This window comes from Lutibacter maritimus (genome assembly GCF_900116115.1).
GTDB classification, from domain to species: Bacteria; Bacteroidota; Bacteroidia; order Flavobacteriales; family Flavobacteriaceae; genus Lutibacter; species Lutibacter maritimus.
In genome coordinates this window covers 327,657-345,973 of record NZ_FOZP01000002.1, presented here as the reverse complement: position 1 = coordinate 345,973, position 18,317 = coordinate 327,657, and the positions used below count along the sequence as shown (strand labels likewise).

14 protein-coding genes are annotated in these 18,317 nt (G+C 30.2%); 4 read left to right on the top strand and 10 right to left on the bottom strand.

Translation table 11 applies throughout. From position 1 onward, the window contains the following. Window positions 1–27: 27 nt before the first annotated feature. The gene (locus tag BM335_RS04790) at window positions 28–1,701 is read right to left on the bottom strand and encodes an ABC transporter ATP-binding protein (RefSeq protein WP_090223704.1); all 1,674 of its coding nucleotides are present in this window, start codon (window positions 1,699–1,701) and stop codon (window positions 28–30) included. A 216-nt stretch (window positions 1,702–1,917) separates the two neighbouring features. Here BM335_RS04790 and BM335_RS04785 point away from each other — a divergent pair, with 216 nt between their 5' ends. Beyond that, complete coding sequence (locus tag BM335_RS04785) at window positions 1,918–3,783, top strand: ABC-F family ATP-binding cassette domain-containing protein (RefSeq protein ID WP_090223701.1); 1,866 nt, start codon at window positions 1,918–1,920, stop codon at window positions 3,781–3,783. Window positions 3,784–3,826: 43 nt separating this feature from the next. Here the strand turns inward: BM335_RS04785 and BM335_RS04780 are convergent, their stop codons facing one another. Beyond that, window positions 3,827–4,543: a 3'-5' exonuclease gene (locus BM335_RS04780; RefSeq protein WP_090223698.1), complete on the bottom strand. Its 717-nt coding sequence runs from the start codon at window positions 4,541–4,543 to the stop codon at window positions 3,827–3,829. A 22-nt stretch (window positions 4,544–4,565) separates the two neighbouring features. Further along, window positions 4,566–5,354: a T9SS type A sorting domain-containing protein gene (locus BM335_RS04775; protein ID WP_143102380.1), complete on the bottom strand. Its 789-nt coding sequence runs from the start codon at window positions 5,352–5,354 to the stop codon at window positions 4,566–4,568. 216 nt (window positions 5,355–5,570) lie between these two features. Between BM335_RS04775 and BM335_RS04770 the strand changes: the two genes are divergently transcribed. Beyond that, window positions 5,571–6,275 (top strand): response regulator transcription factor, encoded by a 705-nt coding sequence (locus tag BM335_RS04770; RefSeq protein ID WP_090223691.1) that lies wholly within the window; start codon window positions 5,571–5,573, stop codon window positions 6,273–6,275. After that, window positions 6,265–7,320 carry a sensor histidine kinase gene (locus tag BM335_RS04765; protein WP_090223688.1) on the top strand — a complete coding sequence of 352 codons (1,056 nt, stop codon included), beginning with the start codon at window positions 6,265–6,267 and terminating at the stop codon, window positions 7,318–7,320. The genes BM335_RS04770 and BM335_RS04765 overlap by 11 nt, the downstream gene beginning before the upstream one ends. Here BM335_RS04765 and BM335_RS04760 read toward each other — a convergent pair. The 6 genes from BM335_RS04760 to rnpA all read right to left on the bottom strand — a co-directional run bounded on the left by BM335_RS04760 (window position 7,282) and on the right by rnpA (window position 13,984). Continuing rightward, a complete protein-coding gene (locus tag BM335_RS04760) occupies window positions 7,282–8,112 on the bottom strand; it encodes a glycosyltransferase (RefSeq protein ID WP_245780607.1) in 831 nt (276 codons plus the stop codon). The two genes, BM335_RS04765 and BM335_RS04760, sit on opposite strands and share 39 nt — an antisense overlap. 213 nt (window positions 8,113–8,325) lie before the next feature. Beyond that, complete coding sequence (gene purD, locus BM335_RS04755) at window positions 8,326–9,597, bottom strand: phosphoribosylamine--glycine ligase (RefSeq protein WP_090223684.1); 1,272 nt, start codon at window positions 9,595–9,597, stop codon at window positions 8,326–8,328. A gap of 11 nt (window positions 9,598–9,608) precedes the next feature. Next, window positions 9,609–10,205: a sugar transferase gene (locus tag BM335_RS04750; protein ID WP_177219158.1), complete on the bottom strand. Its 597-nt coding sequence runs from the start codon at window positions 10,203–10,205 to the stop codon at window positions 9,609–9,611. Window positions 10,206–10,210: 5 nt separating this feature from the next. After that, window positions 10,211–11,899 (bottom strand): DUF6909 family protein, encoded by a 1,689-nt coding sequence (locus BM335_RS04745; protein WP_090223679.1) that lies wholly within the window; start codon window positions 11,897–11,899, stop codon window positions 10,211–10,213. A gap of 77 nt (window positions 11,900–11,976) precedes the next feature. Next, window positions 11,977–13,611, bottom strand: coding sequence for a S41 family peptidase (locus BM335_RS04740; RefSeq protein ID WP_245780606.1), 1,635 nt, complete (start codon window positions 13,609–13,611; stop codon window positions 11,977–11,979). After that, window positions 13,598–13,984 carry a ribonuclease P protein component gene (gene rnpA, locus BM335_RS04735; RefSeq protein ID WP_090223674.1) on the bottom strand — a complete coding sequence of 129 codons (387 nt, stop codon included), beginning with the start codon at window positions 13,982–13,984 and terminating at the stop codon, window positions 13,598–13,600. The genes BM335_RS04740 and rnpA overlap by 14 nt, the downstream gene beginning before the upstream one ends. A 92-nt stretch (window positions 13,985–14,076) precedes the next feature. Here rnpA and BM335_RS04730 point away from each other — a divergent pair, with 92 nt between their 5' ends. Next, window positions 14,077–15,255, top strand: a complete 1,179-nt coding sequence (locus BM335_RS04730) for an acyl-CoA dehydrogenase family protein (protein WP_090223672.1) — start codon at window positions 14,077–14,079, stop codon at window positions 15,253–15,255. Between the two features lie 57 nt (window positions 15,256–15,312). Here the strand turns inward: BM335_RS04730 and BM335_RS04725 are convergent, their stop codons facing one another. After that, window positions 15,313–18,036, bottom strand: coding sequence for a GEVED domain-containing protein (locus tag BM335_RS04725; protein ID WP_177219157.1), 2,724 nt, complete (start codon window positions 18,034–18,036; stop codon window positions 15,313–15,315). Between the last annotated feature and the right edge of the window lie 281 nt (window positions 18,037–18,317).

Below are 18,317 nucleotides of genomic sequence, written 5' to 3'. Positions count from 1 at the left end.
ATGTGGCGCAATATACAATTATTGGTATTAAATTCCTTTAGGAATTGCATCTATTAATTTTTGAGCATACGCTGTTTTTGGCGCTTTGTAAATGGCATCAGCATCGCCAATTTCTTCAATTTTTCCTTTATTCATCACCACTAATTGATCGGACATATATTTTACAACTGCCAAATCATGTGATATAAAAATATAGGTAAAACCAAAATCTTGCTTAAGTTCATTTAATAAATTTAATACTTGCGCTTGTACAGAAACGTCTAATGCCGAAACCGATTCATCACAAATAATTAATTTTGGTTTTAGTGCAATGGTACGCGCAATTCCAATTCGTTGGCGTTGACCACCAGAAAATTCATGCGGATAGCGATAAAAATGCTCTGGAGTTAAGCCAACTCTTTCTAAAATTTCAAAAACATAGTTTTTACGCTCTTCAAAAGAATTAAAAATTCCGTGAACTTTCATGGGTTCCATAATTGCCTGACCTACTGGAATTCTTGGGTTTAATGAAGAAAACGGGTCTTGAAATATAATTTGAACTTCTTTTCTAAAACTTTTTAGTTCACTTTTTGAAAGATGCGTTACATCTTTTTCATTATAAAAAATGGTTCCTTTTGTGGCTTTTTCTAATTGCAAAATGGTTCTGCCGAGTGTTGTTTTACCGCAACCAGATTCGCCAACCAAACCCAATGTTTCACCTTCAAATAATTGAAATGAAACCTCATCCACCGCTTTTACCAAGCTGTCATTTTTAAAAAAGAAACTATTTTCAGCATTAAAATATGTAGCTAAATTTTTTAATTCTAACAGGGGTTTTTTGGCATAAATTTTTTGATGAAATTCAGCACGTTCTTTTGTTGTATAAACTTCATGATGCACGTTATTTTCCATAAAATCTTTAACCGTTGGCAACTTTTTTAAGCGTTCATTTAAATTTGGTTTAGAGTTAATCAACGCTCTTGTATAATTATTTATGGGTTTTTTAAAAACTTGCTCCACCAAACCTTGCTCCACAATTTCACCTTTGTACATCACTAAAACAGTGTTTGCAATTTCAGAAACCAACGATAAATCATGCGTAATAAAAATAATGCTCATTTTAGTTTCTTGCTGCAACTCTTTTAACAATTCAATAATTTCCTTTTGAACTGTAACATCCAAAGCAGTAGTTGGCTCATCAGCAATTAAAATTTGAGGTTTACACGCAATTGCCATTGCAATCATTACGCGTTGTTTTTGTCCGCCAGAAATTTGATGCGGATATTGATTATAAATTGCTGCTGCTCTTGGTAATTTTACCTTATTAAATAGTTCAATTACTTGTTTTTTTGCTGCTGTTTTTGATATTTTTTTATGTTGCAGTATAATTTCTGATACTTGATAACCACAAGTTAAACTAGGGTTTAAAGAACTCATAGGTTCTTGAAAAATCATGGAAATTTGATTGCCTCGAATTTTTTGAAATTCTTTTTCTGAAATTTTTGTAAGATCAACGTCATTAAAAAGAATGTTTCCCTCAACATTTGCATTTTTTGACAACAATCCCAAAATAGCTAATGAAGTCACCGATTTTCCACTACCCGATTCGCCAACAATTCCTAAAATTTGTTGATTACCCAACTCAAACGATATATTATTTACAACAGTGTTATAGTGTTTGTTAGATTTAAAGGAAATTGAAACATTTTGTACTGAAAGCATCGTTTAATTTTTTTGATAAAAATACTGATTTAAAAATAACTAAAATGTTTAAAACTGCGTTAGGGATTAAACGGTTTGTTTGAGCTCTTTTTAAAGTTTTAATAAAACTTTAAAAAAGCGAGTAGTGAAAGCCCGACCTGAAAGGGAACGTCCAAAAAACATTTATTGCAGTTTTAGCATTTATTTTGTGTAGTTTTGCGCTAAAATTTATTTTAAATGAATTACTTATCGGTTGAAAATATTTCAAAATCATTTGGTGAATTAGAGCTATTTAGCAATATTTCTTTTGGTATAAATAAAGATCAAAAAATTGCTTTTATTGCCAAAAATGGTACAGGAAAATCTACATTATTAAACATAATTGCGGGTTTAGAAAGTTCTGATACCGGCAAGGTGATTAGCCGAAAAGGATTAAAAATTGAATATTTATCGCAAGAAGATAATTTAAACGATGAACTAACCGTTGAAGAAACTATTTTTGATTCAGACAACGAAACCTTAAAAATTATTGAGGAATATGAGCATGCGTTAAACAATCCGGAAGATGAAAAAGCGTACCAAAAAGCTTTTGAAAAAATGGAACGTTTTAACGCTTGGGATTTTGAAACACAATACAAACAAATTTTATTTAAGTTAAAATTAGAAGATTTATCGCAAAAAGTAAAATCGTTATCCGGAGGGCAACGTAAACGCTTGGCGCTTGCAATAATTTTAATTCATAAACCCGACCTGTTAATTTTAGATGAGCCAACAAATCATTTAGATTTAGAAATGATTGAATGGCTAGAAAGTTATTTTGAAAAAGAAAAAATAACGCTTTTTATGGTAACGCACGACCGCTATTTTTTAGAACGTGTTTGCAATGAAATTGTTGAACTTGATAATGGTGAATTTTATACGTATAAAGGAAACTATTCAAATTATTTACAAAAAAAAGAAGAACGTTTAGAAATTGAACAAGCTATTGTAGATAAAGCAAAAAACTTATTTAAAAAAGAATTGGAATGGATGCGCAGACAGCCAAAAGCGCGAACCACAAAATCTAAAAGTAGAATTGATGATTTTTATGTAATAAAAGAAGTGGCTTCACAACGAAGAAACGACCATGTGGTTCAGCTTGAAATTGATATGGAACGCATGGGCTCTAAAATTTTAGAACTGCATAACATTTCAAAAACTTTTGGCGATTTAAAAATACTAGACAAATTTGAATATAATTTTTTACGTGGTGAACGCATTGGAATTATTGGAAAAAACGGTACGGGAAAATCTAGTTTTTTAAACATAATTACGGGTCAAATTCCAATTGATAGTGGAAAAGTAATAATTGGTGACACCATAAAATTTGGTTACTATACACAAGATGGAATTGTTATTAAACCAGGACAAAAAGTTATAGAAGTTATAAAAGAGTTTGGAGAATACATACCATTAACCAAAGGACGTAAAATTTCTGCTGCACAATTATTAGAACGTTTCTTATTTAACAGAAAAAGACAATATGATTTTGTTGAAAAATTAAGTGGTGGCGAACGTAAACGTTTATATTTATGTACCGTTTTAATTCAAAATCCAAATTTTTTAATTTTAGATGAGCCAACCAACGATTTAGATATAGTAACCTTAAATGTGTTAGAAAATTTCTTATTAGATTTCCCAGGATGTTTATTAGTAGTTTCACACGACCGTTATTTTATGGATAAAATTGTTGATCATTTATTTATTTTTAGAGGCGATGGCAATGTTGAAGATTTTCCAGGAAATTATACCGATTTTAGAGTGTATGAAGACTCTAAACCAAAGGATGAAGAACCTGTTTTAATTGAAAAAGCTACAGATACACGTCAAAAATCTGAGCCAAAAGCAAAACTTTCTTACAAAGAAAAAATGGAGTTTGATGCTATTGAGGGTGATATTGAAAAATTAACCAAAGAAAAAGCAGCAATTGAAGCAAAATTTTTAGATGGCTCTTTGGATGGTGATGAAATCAATAAATTATCTATTCAACTTCAAGAATTATCAAACAAAATTGATGCAAAAGAAGAGCGTTGGTTAGAACTTTCTACTAAATTAGAAGATTAATTTATTCTATTTTTAAACTTAATATAGTTTTAGAAAAAAACCTCTAAACGTGAATAATGTTTAAATCATTTATTAACGGTTGATTGTTAAAACGCAGCAATAGTTGCGCAATAGCAATGGTATCTTTTTCGCAATAAGTTACAATGCGCTTAATATTATTTTCATTATAATAAACCGTTGCAACTTCACTACCTGATATATCATCTTTTGGTGAAGGAATTCCTAAAATAGAGGTTAATAATTTTAGCGAAGTAAAATGTTTATAATCACCAAATTTCCATAATTCCATAGTATCAATATGTGGTATTTCCCAAGGTTTTTTACCAAATAAATTTAACTTTTCTGGTAAAGCTATTTGATGAATAATCATACGGCGTGCAATAAAAGGAAAATCAAATTCTTTTCCGTTATGCGCACATAATAAGTGCTGTGGTTTATTAAAATGATTTTCTAACAAACTTTTAAAATCTTTTAAAAGTTGTTCTTCATCTCCAAAAAATGAAGTGACTCTAAAATTTCTATTTTCAGATTTAAAATTGGTGAAATAACCAACTGATATGCATATAATTTTACCAAATTCCGCCCAAATACCCGCGCGTTCATAAAATTCTTCTGCAGTAACATCTTCTTTACGTTGATAGTGTGTTTTTAACGCAAATAAGTCCTGAACTTCTTTTGATAAATTTGAAAAATCCTTTTCTTCAGGAACGGTTTCAATGTCTAAAAATAAAATATTTTCAAAATCTAATTTTAAATTCATAGCTTTTCAATTATATCAATTATTATTGAATTATTAACTTTTTTATGGCTAATTTACCTTCTTCTTCAACCTTAAGAATGTAAATTCCTTTATTTAAAAAAGAAACTTCCACAGTTTCATTGGCCTTTACTATTTGGTTATACACTTGTTTACCTAAAAGCGTATTAATTTCAACCAATTTATCTAATTTATTTTTTGAAGATATTGAAAATTTCCCATTAACAACTGGATTTGGATACATTGTGAAATTTTCGATCGTATTTTCAGCAATTGGCAATGTTTGGTTAGTATTTTGAAATCCTGGCGTAGCAGCTACTGGACCTGACCACGTAAAATCTGAATATGTTTTCCCGTTTCCAATAAGTTGTAATGAATAACCTACAGGTGTTGATTCGTTTTCAGAAACACCAATATCCACCGAGGTCATTCCATTTGCAACCCCATTTACCGCTGTTATTGTACCTTCGTAACTTAAAAATTGCACTACATTTCCTAAGTTATCAACCAAAGCCATTCCATCTGGACTTCCATTTTGTATACCTGCTTTATCAAACCAAAGTGTTCCTAAATTGTTTTGTTGATTTGGAATTACTCCGTATAACGATAACAATAAATAAGAATCATTATCTGAACCATTATAAAATCTAACCTCATAACCTGTTAAATCCGTTCCGGCAGGACCCGCAATTTCAATACCCTCATTTACATCGCCACCATTATTGTCATAATGTATTTCATTAATAAAAATAGTTTGTGCATAAAAAACTGAAGACATGGCAAATGCCAAGCATAGTAAGTAATTCTTTTTCATAGATTGTAATTTTAGCAATTACCCAAAAATAATTAAAAATGAGTTTTATTTAAACTTTTGGTGTAAAAAAAATACCACTAATTAACAAACAGCCTTAAAATATTAATAAACCGTAACTTTAATGTTACGTAATTGTTATACTTTTAATAACTTCATTTCATTTGTACTGAAATAACATTTTATGATTACTTTTGAAAGTATTTATTTTTTGATACTATGAAAAATTCAGATATTAAAATATTATTGGTAGATGATGAACCAGATATTTTAGAAATAGTTGGTTATAATTTAAAAAGTGAAGGTTATAAAATTTTTACAGCAAAAAATGGTGTTGAAGCTATTAAAATTGCAAAAAAAGAAATACCTCATTTAATTATTTTAGATATTATGATGCCTGAAATGGATGGCATTGAAGCTTGTGAAAAAATAAGAAGTATAAAAGAACTAGAAAACGTACTTATTACTTTTTTTACTGCTCGTGGCGAAGATTACTCGCAAGTTGCAGGGTTTGATGTTGGTGCTGATGATTATATTACAAAACCAATAAAACCAAAACTTTTAGTAAGCAAAATTAAAGCCTTACTACGAAGAGTTACAGATTTTGAAAATTCATCATCTTCATCATCTGAACAAGTTAATGTTGGTGAAATTATTATTGATAGAGAAGAATACGTAATTATAAAAGACGGTGAAAAACTATCTTTACCACGAAAAGAATTTGAATTATTTTCATTACTAGCTTCAAAACCAGGAAAAGTTTTTAAACGCGAAGATATTTTAGACAGTGTTTGGGGAAATGAAGTAGTTGTTGGTGGCAGAACTATTGATGTGCATATAAGAAAATTACGTGAAAAAATTGGTGATAATAATTTTAAAACTGTAAAAGGTGTTGGGTATAAATTTGTAATAGATGAAGATTAAAAAAACATATTCTTTTGCTTTTTTCTCCTCATTATTCATCACTTTATTTACAACAATTACCTTATTTTTATCGGCTTATTTTGTTTTAGATATTTTGTTGAGTATAAGCTATATGCTATTATTTATTGCCATAGTTTTTAGCTCAACTTTTATAATTACCCAATATCGTTTAGAAAAATTTATTTATCAACGTATTAAAAAAATATACGACAGCGTTTCTATTTTAGATAAATCGGATTTTAATAAAACTTCTATTACTTCAGATTTAGCTACCCTATCTCGTGAAGTTGAAAAATTTGCTGAAAACAAACAACAACAAATTAAAAAACTAAATTTAAGAGAAAGTTACCGCAGAGAGTTTTTAGGCAATATTTCACACGAATTAAAAACACCGCTTTTTACCGTTCAAGGATATCTTTTAACCTTAGCCGATGGCGCTATGAACGATAAAAAAATTGGTCCAAAATACTTAAACAGAGCCAATAAAGGTGTAGAACGGTTAATTGCTATTGTAAAAGACCTCGATTTAATTTCTAAATTAGAAGCTGCCGATTTAAATTTAAACAAACAACCATTTAACATTATTAACTTAATCCAAGATGTTTTTGAGTTGTTGGAAATGAAGGCAAAAAAAAGAAATATCTCTCTTATTTTTAACAAACAATATACATTTCCAATAATGGTTATTGGTGATGTAGAACGTATTGAACAAGTACTTACTAACTTATTAGTAAACTCTATTAAATATGGAAAAATTGGCGGAACTACCATTGTAAGTGTTAAACAAGATAAAAAAGGTAAAATAGTAGTTAAAATTACTGATGATGGTGAAGGAATTAAAAAGGAACATCAAGCACGTCTTTTTGAACGTTTTTACAGAGTTGACCAAAGTAGATCTCGAGATCAAGGAGGCTCTGGATTAGGGCTTTCTATTGTGAAACATATTATTGAAGCTCATAACGAAAAAATATCACTAAAAAGTGAATACGGTAAAGGTTCAGAGTTTTCATTTACTTTGGAAAAGCTTGAAAAGCCTCAAATCTAATGCTGTTTCTTTTGCTTTAAAACCTTTAAAATTTTGTAATTTCTCTAAGTCATTCAAACTAAAATTTTGTTGATTTGCAAAAGGAGCAATTCCTTTTTTCTCACAAATTTTAGCTAAATATTCTTGTTCAAATTGCCCAGGAGTTGGAATAAAAAAAGCTTTTTTTTCAAGTGCTAACAAATCCATAATTGTTGAATAACCTGATCTTGAAATAATGACTTTACTTTGATTTAAAACACGCTCTAATTCATTAGCCAATAAATAATTTTTTATGATGAAATTCTGAGGAACATCAATGCTTTCATCTGAAAAAACACCACGCACAAACAAAATAGTTCCATTAAATTGTTTTAATTCTTGTAATAATTTAGATTCTAATAATGTTCTTTGAGGTTCGGGACCAGAAAGCAATACTGTTAAATCGTATTTTAAAGCTAATTCCTGCTTTTTAAATCTGCTAAGCGGTTCAATATACTTTATATTAATTTTAGTATCATTTAAATGCCCTAAATTTCCCGATAAGTTTTGCTTATCATTAAAATCAGGTACCCAACATTCCGTAAATTTTTTAATTATTTTTTGATGAATTTTTGAAGTGATAAAAGTGGTCACTCCTGAAAGTACATTTAACTGGTGTGTTACATAAACTGAAGGAATATCCGCATGATAAACGCCAAATCGGTTATCGGAAATAATTCCTGATAATTGTTCTTTTTCAACAATTTCAGCAACCATTTTTTCTTCTTTTTTTACAGCAGAAATTATAGATGGAACACTTAAAAGCAGCTTCAATTTTAAGTATTTACTGCTTTTTGTGTACTTTATATGATAACTTGGAAGTGTGTAACTTTTTAATAATGGAAATTCTTTTTGAAGTAATAACAATGCAATACCATCACTTGCTAAAATTGGCTCAAAATTAGCGTCAATTAAAGCATTTATAATAGGAATACAACGCGTTGCGTGACCTAAACCCCAATTTAACGGAGCAACAAGAATTTTTTTTTAAAGGTCAAAACCAATATCTTTTCTAAAATTCATTTTATCAAAGCAAATTTTATCAATGCTTTGGTACGATTGTTTTAATGCATCTTTATAATTTTTTCCATAAGAGGTAACTGCCAAAACTCTACCTCCGTTTGAAACTATTGTATCGTTTTTTAAAGTTGTTCCTGCGTGAAAAACAATAGAATTATCCACTTCATTTAATCCGTGAATTTCTTTGCCTTTTTCATACGCCTCAGGATATCCACCCGAAACTAATACAACAGTACAAGCGCTTTCTTCTTTTAATTTAATAGTTTTGGTATGCAATTCGTTTTTTCCGGCAGCAATCAACAATTCAAGAAAATCGCTTTTTACTCGTGGAATGACCACTTCAGTTTCCGGATCACCCATTCTGCAATTGTATTCAATTACCTTTGGTTCGTTGTCTACTTTTATAATTCCAAAGAAAATAAATCCTTTGTATGGAATATTATCTTTGTGCAAACCATCAACTGTTGGCTTTATAACACGCTCTTCAATTTTTTTCATGAACGTATCATTTGCAAAAGGTACTGGCGACACCGCACCCATTCCTCCGGTATTTAAGCCTTTATCACCTTCACCAATTCTTTTGTAATCTTTAGCGTTTGGTAGGTTTACATAACTTTTACCATCAGTTAAAATAAAACAGCTTAACTCAATACCATCTAAAAATTCTTCAATAACCACTTTACTACTTGCTGCACCAAATTTTTTGTTGGTTAACATTTCTTTTAGCTCATCTTTTGCTTCTTGTAAATCATTTAAAATTAAAACACCTTTACCAGCCGCTAAACCATCAGCTTTTAAAACATATGGTGGTTTTAAGGTTTCTAAAAAAGAATAGCCTGCTTCTAAATTTTCAGCAGTAAAACTTTCATAAGCTGCGGTTGGAATGTTATGGCGTACCATAAATTCTTTGGCAAATTCTTTACTACCTTCTAATTGGGCTGCATATTGTTGAGGGCCAATTACTGCAACATTTTTTAATTCAGTATCATTTAAAAAGAAATCATGAATTCCTTTCACTAATGGATCTTCTGGACCTACTACTACTAGTTTAATATTGTTTTCTAAAATATGCTTTTTTACTACTTCAAAATTTGTTGGATCTATATCTAAGTTTGTTCCAACTTCTTTAGTTCCTGCATTTCCAGGCGCAATAAATAAATTAGTTAGTAAATTACTTTGTGCTATTTTCCATGCAAATGCGTGTTCTCTTCCTCCTGATCCAATTATTAATACGTTCATGTAGTTTTATTTTACCGTCCTTTTCCTTCAAAAACGACTTTTATTGTGCTTAAAATTAATTTAAAATCTGTGAATAAGGATAAATTGTCTAAATAAATTAAATCGTATCTCGCTCTTTTTAGCATTTGATCTAAATTATCTGCATATCCATATTTTACTTGACCTATTGATGTAATTCCTGGTTTTAACTTTTGAATTTCTTTATATTTTGGTATAAAAGCTAGTATTCCATTTAAAAATAACTGTCTTTCTGGTCGTGGACCAACAATGCTCATTTCACCTTTTAAAACATTAAAAAATTGAGGAAATTCATCGATTCTATATTTTCTTAAAAAATGTCCAAATTTAGTAATTCGTGCAATTTCATCTTTTGATAAAAGAGGATCATTAACTGGTGATTCTCCTCGCATACTTTTAAACTTATAAATATTGAACTGCACTCCATTTTTTCCAATTCTTTTTTGTGTAAAAAATGTTTCTTCACCAGTTTCAAAAAAAATAATTAATGCGACAAGTGGTATTAGCCAACTTAACACAGTAATAATAATTATACTAGAAAAAACAATATCAAAAACTCTTTTTGGAAATATGTATCTTTTTTTGCCCAATTTTATTAAAAAATTTGCTCTAATATTTTTTGAGTAATTACATATGTTGGTAAAACTCCTGTTGTACCTAAACCACCTGAAGCTAATGTACTTCCTGTTTCTAATGGATTATCTGATGCATAATATGCGTATCTTACTTTCACTTTACTTGAAATATTTCCTCTAATTTTTGAAGCTGCCTGAATGGCTTTTTGGTAATGAGCTCCTTCCATTTCAAGTCCGGTAACACTCCAAGTAGAATCGTAAAAGAACTTTAAAATATCTTTATTTTGAAGTGATGTTCCTAAAACCGTTACCATAGAACCTGCATAAACATTCACGCCACAACCTTCAAACATTTTTTTCTTTAATTGATTTTTAAACGGATAATTATCAGCTGTTCCTTCAAAAATATGGGATGAAGGAATCATAATATCTCCTTTTCCTCCTTCTAAAATTCCGGCTTTTCCCATAATTGAAATTGAATCAACATTTAAATGGTGCTTTTTACCGTTATCACATTTAAAAGGTTTTAACAATTCATCCATCGTTTCGTATGCTTGCTCACCAAACGCATAATCCATCACAATAATTACAGGTTTTTCGTCATGTTCCAAGCTATTTTTAATGGTATATTGTGTTTTACTAATATCAATTTTTTCGGTATCAATAATTTGTACATCAATATTTGTACCTGAAATATCTGGAATAAAAGTTAATCCGTTTTCTTTAGCATATTCTTTAACTTGGTGGCGCAAATCTTCATTTTCTTCTTTGCTTAACAATACATATAATGAAATAGGATTGTTATTTTCAATTTGCTGTGGAAGTACAACTGGCGCATAAATTGAGTTCATAACGCTATGCATATTAGCACTAATAATATGAATTGGTCTATCGGCTAATTTCTTTTCAATTAAAACTTCTTTAATATTATTTGCCCAAATTTCACCATAAATATGGTGCCCAATTCTTTCACGTAAAATTGGACTAAATGAAATGGCTCTTTTTAAATTATCAACAATTTCGCTAATTGCTAAAGAACCTAGCCAATATATAATTTGGAAAAACCGATCTGGATTGTTTTTTTCACCTAAAACAAAATAAACTTTTTGTGTTTCTTCAAAAGTTCTACCAATAATACCCGCTACATGTGCTAGTAAAATATCACATTCGTTTCTAGATAATTTTTTGTTATTAAGTACAACTTCTTCAAGCTTTTTCCACTCTCTAACCGTATCGGTTCCTTCTTCAATTAAAACTCTTTCTGCTATTTTGTGCGATTCAATAAATAAAAAAGTAAGGTGTGTTAAAATATCATAAATTTCAGATCTACCACGTGTAACCTCAATATTCATTTGGTCTTTGTCTATTCTATAACAATTTCTTCTTCTTTTAGGAGGAATAATTGGTTTAAAATGCGAATTAGAATACCCTTCATCTGCCGTTAAATTAATATATCTGCATTCTTCAATACCAATTGGCAATCTTTCAAGCACATAAATTAACCCGTTTAACTCTACTTTTTCTTCTGCAATAGTTCCATAAATTTCAGGACGTAATAACAACAAGGCCTGACGTAAAGCGTCTCCAGAAATTCCCATAGGTTTGTAAAAACCTCTGCTAAATAAATGACGCATTGAAATATATAAACGCTCTATAGCGCTTGAAGACTCTTGTGCTCGGGTTCTGCCTTTTATTTTTGATTGTTGCATAAATCTATTTTTTGGGATGCAAAGATACAATATATCTGCTGAATTCTTTTTTTGATGATTTTACCAAAAGGTAAATTTTACTTTTTTAATATTTTTTGATATTCCGAACTATTTAACAACGTAATTGCTTTTGAAATTACTGGATCAAATTGTGCTTTTTGTTGATAAACACCTTCAACAAAGTAATAACGTTTTACAATTTCTTCGGTTAATTTTTTAATAATTTCTGCTTTGTTTTTATCTAGTTCTTTTAATTTTTCTGATTGAATGGTTGCTAAAACCTCGTTATAAGACTTTGATAAATTTCCTTGTAAATTCTCTTCCAATGCTTTCTTATTGGCTTTTTTAAATTCAGCTTCGGTTTCAGTTTCAAAATATTGTTGATTTTTGGCTAAATAGCTTCTTAAATCGTCATATTCATTTAATGCTACATTAAATTTTGATGGCTCTTCTATTGATTTATGCGTGTAAAAATAATTAGTAACATAATTAAAAAACGCATCAGAATTTAATAAGGTTTCGGTGGTTTTTGTTGTTGTGGGTTTTTCCAAACTTACATCAGGTAAAATTCCACCGCCGCCATAAACTGTTCTTCCAATTGCCGTTTTGTATTGCGCTCTACCTTTATCAGAAAATTTTGGAATATTTCCATTATCATCTCTATTGGTATAATCTAATTCTTGAATACAACGTCCGCTTGGTGTATAATATTTAGAGATGGTTAATTTCATTTGCGTACCATACGAAAGTTCTCTGTATTGTTGCACCAAACCTTTACCAAAAGAACGTTCACCAACAATTACTGCTCTATCATAATCTTGCAATGATCCTGCTAAAATTTCTGAAGCCGATGCAGATTTACCATCAATTAAAATAGAAATTGGTATTTCTAAATCTAGTGGTTCTTCTTTTGTTTTAAAGGTTTCATTATGTTTTTCAACTTTACCTTTGGTAGTGACTACTACTTTATCTTTTGGAATAAAAAAATTGGTAATTTTAACGGCTTCATTTAACAATCCCCCAGGATTGCTACGCACATCAATAATTAACTTTTTCATTCCCTGTTTCTTTAAATCTAAAAAAGCATTTTTAACTTCAGTAGTGGCGCTTTCGGTAAATTTAATAAAGGAAATATATCCAACTTCTTCGTTTAACATGGTATAGTGCGGAACCGGACTTACCTCTACTTTTTTTCTAGTAACTGTTACTTCAAAAGTTTTATTCTGACGTTCTAATAACAAAGTAACCGTTGTGTTTGGCAATCCGTTTAATAATGTTGATGCTCCTTTTTCATCAAAATCTTTTACTAAAATGGCATCAATTTTTAAAATTTTATCGCCTGGTTTTATGCCAGCACTTTCTGCAGGTGAATCTTTTAATAACTCTTTTACTAAAAGTGTATGATTTTTAAATTCTACCAAAGTTCCAATGCCTCCATATTCTCCTGTTGCAGCAATTCGTGCGTCTTCAATTCCTTGTTCATCAAAATAAACCGTATACGGATCTAAACTTTGTAACATATGATTGATAGACTTGTGGGTTAATTTTGCAGGATTTACTTCATCTATATACAACATATTTAGTTCTTTAAACATGGTTGTATAAATATCAATCTGCTTGGCAATTTCAAAAAATTTGGATTGAAATCCAACAGAAATTAAAACCGCAAAACCTACAAAAATTGCTAATATCCATTTTTTACACTTGCTCATCGTCACTAATTTTAGTTAAAAACTTTTCATGCAATTTATGCAATGCTTGTTCTAAATCGGCATAATTAATTTCTTCTTTTGCCATATAAATAAACATAAAAACGTACGGATCTTTTAAATTATCTAAAAATTTAAATTTATTTAATCGGTAAACTTCACGCAACATTCTTTTAATTCTGTTTCTGTTTACGGCTAACTTTATATTTCTTTTTGGTACAGAAAATCCTGCTTTTATTGCCACCTCGGTTTCTCTGTTATTTTTAAAATAAATTAATTGAATGGGAAACGATTTTACACGTTTACCTTCAGAAAACAACAACTCAATTAGTTTTCTGCCTTTTAATTTTTCATCTTTTCCTAAGGTATATCTCATTATCACAAATGTAAGGAATAAAAGATTTTAAAAAATCAAATTCTTAAAGACTTTAAATTAGTAAATTTGTGTGAAACCAAATTAAAATAGTAATGTCACAAGATTTATTTCAAGCACCAGATTATTATCAATTAGATGATTTATTATCTGAAGAACATCTATTAGTAAGAGCTGCAGCACGCGAATGGGTAAAAAGAGCTGTTTCGCCAATTATTGAAGAAGCTGCGCAACAAGCAAAATTTCCAACTTCTATTATTTCTGGATTGGCAGAAATTGGGGCTTTTGGGCCTTATATTCCTGAAGAATATGGTGGCGCAGGTTTAGATCAAATTTCTTACGGATTGATTATGCAGGAAATTGAACGCGGAGATTCCGGCGTTCGTTCAACAGCATCAGTACAATCATCATTAGTAATGTATCCTATTTGGAAATATGGAAATGAAGCCCAAAAACAAAAATATTTACCAAAATTAGCCAGTGGTGAATTGTTAGGATGTTTTGGATTAACAGAACCAAACCACGGATCGAATCCTGGTGGAATGGAAACCAAAATTAAAGATATGGGCGATCATTTTTTATTAAATGGCGCTAAAATGTGGATTTCAAATGCTCCATTTGCAGATATTGCTGTAGTTTGGGCAAAAAATGAAGCAGGAAGAATAAAAGGGTTGGTTGTAGAACGTGGAATGGAAGGATTTACAACTCCTGAAACACATAACAAATGGAGTTTAAGAGCTTCTGCAACTGGCGAATTAATTTTTGATAATGTAAAAATTCCAAAAGAAAACATTTTACCAAACAAAGATGGTTTAGGTGCGCCGCTAGGCTGCTTAGATTCTGCACGTTATGGCATTGCCTGGGGTGCAATTGGAGCCGCTATGGATTGTTATGATACAGCTTTACGCTATTCAAAAGAAAGAATACAGTTTGATAAACCCATTGCCGGAACACAATTACAACAAAAAAAATTGGCTGAAATGATTACTGAAATCACCAAAGCGCAATTATTAACATGGCGATTAGGCGTACTTAAAAACGAAGGAAGAGCAACAACAGCCCAAATATCTATGGCAAAAAGAAATAATGTTGATATGGCTTTAAAAATAGCCCGAGAAGCACGTCAGGTATTAGGTGCTATGGGAATTACTGGAGAATATTCTATTATGCGCCATATGATGAATTTAGAAAGTGTAGTAACTTATGAAGGTACACACGATATTCATTTATTAATTACTGGGTTTGATATTACCGGAATTCCAGCTTTTAAATAAGATTTTAAAACATCGTTTATATTAAAAAAGAGGCTAAAATTAGCCTCTTTTTTAATATTATTCTATAAGTATTTTTTTACCTATTTTCCCGTTTTTAGTATTAATTTGAACAAAATAAATACCTGTTGCAGCTTTTACAGGTAAAGAAAAGGAATCTTCTAAAAATTCTTCTTTCCAATAACCCTTAATTTGCCCTAAGTTATTATATAAAATAATTGCTTCAATTTCTAGGTTAATAGGTTTTACAATTTGTAATGCTTTATTAGAATTATTCATAAATACTAAAATATCATCTTCTAAAGTTTCTTCTTCTACAGCTAATGTATTTTCAGATTTAAAAGTTAATGCAAATCTATTTAAATATTCTCCTTTTGGTAAATCGATTTCAAATGATTGATTTTTAATAGTATGTATACCTCCTGTAATTTTATCTTTAATATATATTTCTTGCGTATCGCTCACATTTTCTAAAGCATCCATTTTTATGGAAATTAAACCGCCGCTTGAAATTATTCCTATCGGAATTTCTTTATTAATATCGATAGTGTTAGTTGCTTGAATCACATATTTTTTATCAGCAATAGTCCAAAACATGTCATCTTCAAATATTTCATAAATTTCAGCTTCATAACCATAATCTACTCCATCAGTTGAATTTTCATCTATTGTTAGTAATATTTGACGATTATCAATTTTTTCTCCTTTAAATCCTAATCTAAATTTTGGTCGTTCATCATCACTAGCTATTTTAGATTTTATTGAGTTCTTTTGAGCAGCACCCTTCATAAAAATTGAGCTACCTGAAGTTTCTGTAGCAAACATTCTTTGATTGTTATTAAATTGAATAGAACCACCATCCGCATCAGCCCAAACAAAAAATCCTTGACCTATTGCTATATATCTTTGTGGTTGCTTTGTACCGTTTGGAACACTTTGATTAACAACCGAGTGAGCAGAAGCAACAACACCTCCGCTTAAATTATAATAGGCATATCCTGCTTGATAGTCGGCTAAATTATGTGAATTTCCTCCATAATGTTCCCAAAAATAAATGGTTCCATCTCTTAACGAACTGGCATTATCTAAAATAAATTGATTGGCATCTAGTGCTGAAGGATAAGGATTACCCACCAAATAGTCGTTATTTCCACTAATAGCTAAATTAATTGTTCCATTATTTGGCTTACCAACAAACACATAATTTTGATCTGATGAACCTGGGTTACCTGGTCCTTTCATTAAAAAACCTTCGCCTGGATTTAAATTTCCTGTACTTCCTATTTGTCCCCAACCATTATAATTTCCATCAGGAGAATTCGTATATTTATAAATCCAAGAATTTGCTATTTTTATTGCACCTGAACCACCAGGTATGCTTCCATCATAACCACCAACAAAATCAATTGTTTTTGGATTATCAGGATCTGTTCCATCTCTTAAAACATCAGCAACTGTATATGGTGTTCCTGCAGTTGTTCCAGTTTTAATTACTGGTGAAGACCAATCGTTATAACGGTATCTATTTCCTTGTCCTTGTTGATCTATTTCTATAAATCCAGTGCTTGCAATATCTATAGTACTTCCTGTATTTTGTATCAATTGCGCTTCTCCTTGTAAATCAAGTTTTCCATTTAATAGCAAAGTTCCTGCAATTTGTATATAATTATCTCTAATTTGTAAAGATGCAGTACTATTATTTTGAATTTCAATATTATTAACTTTACCGAAAGGAGTTCCATTATAAATAATTGGATATTTACCCGATGTAAGAGGTGATGGAATTAAAACATTTGTACTAATTGTTGGAACAGTTCCGCAACTCCAATTTGAAGGTTTATTCCAATCATAATCTGTTGTTCCTGTCCACATATTTGTTGAACAGCCAGCTATATTAATAGTGTAATCTTCTATTTCACCAGTGTTATAAGAAAAATTACAAGCTGAATAAGAAGCTGTTTGAATATCATCTATAAAGCCAATACGTATGCGAGTATTTCCTAGCGCCGCTGTTGCTGGAATTAAAATACTTATGGGTACTACAATTGTTTTAGTTCCCGAAACACTAGCCCCACTATTAACATTAATTATAAAATTTTCGCCTGCATCTTCAAAATCTAAATCTTGATTAAAATCTATCCAAATATTTATTTTATTACTGGTAACTTGATTCCAACCATTTAAATTTATGGATATATTACCATTTAAATTCATACCAGCGTTTGCATCTATTGTTGCAAATGATGTGTAATTGTTATATGCCCCTGTGTTACCATTAGTTGTATTATTAATTGCACCCAATGACACATTTGAAATGAAATTTATGTTATAATTATTGATATTAATTGGCGTACAATATGATAAAATCCCATTACCTTGAATGGTAAAAATATATGGTGAATTGGTACCATTTGTAAAAGAAACAGTAACAGTTGCTGTTTTTAATCCTGCAGAACTAGGCGTAAAAGTAATCGTAAGATATTTATTAGTATTTCTATTTAAATTTCCATTTCCAAGATTACTTGTTGAAAGGGTAAATTCAGTTGCATTTGCACCTGAAATATTTATAGAAACTGATGATAAGCTGGTTGGACCATTACCAGCAATATTGTCAAATGTAAATGTATTAGCTTTTGACGAACCTAAATTAGTATTCCCAAAATCAGTTCCATCAGTAAGACTTGGTGTAATATCACCACTATTAATACTAATACTATTAGAGACGTCTCTAACCTGTAATGTTCCCTGACTAAATAGTAACGTGGGAATTAAAACAACAAACATCAGTACGCTATTAAATATCTTGAAGTTACTACACATAGAATCAATTTATTGGGACTGCGCAAAAATAAGTTGTTTTTTAAAAAAAAGCTAATTTTAGAAAAAGTAATCAACAAACGATGAAGTTTTATCAATAAAATACTTCATGTGATCAACAAAAAACTGATTTTTTAGGTGAATTACTAAAAGCCTCATTTTAAACTACTTCATTAAATATGCAATAGTTGCGCAACTTTTAAAATTAGTTGTACACCTTTTTAAATTAGTTGTGCAACTATGCTGTT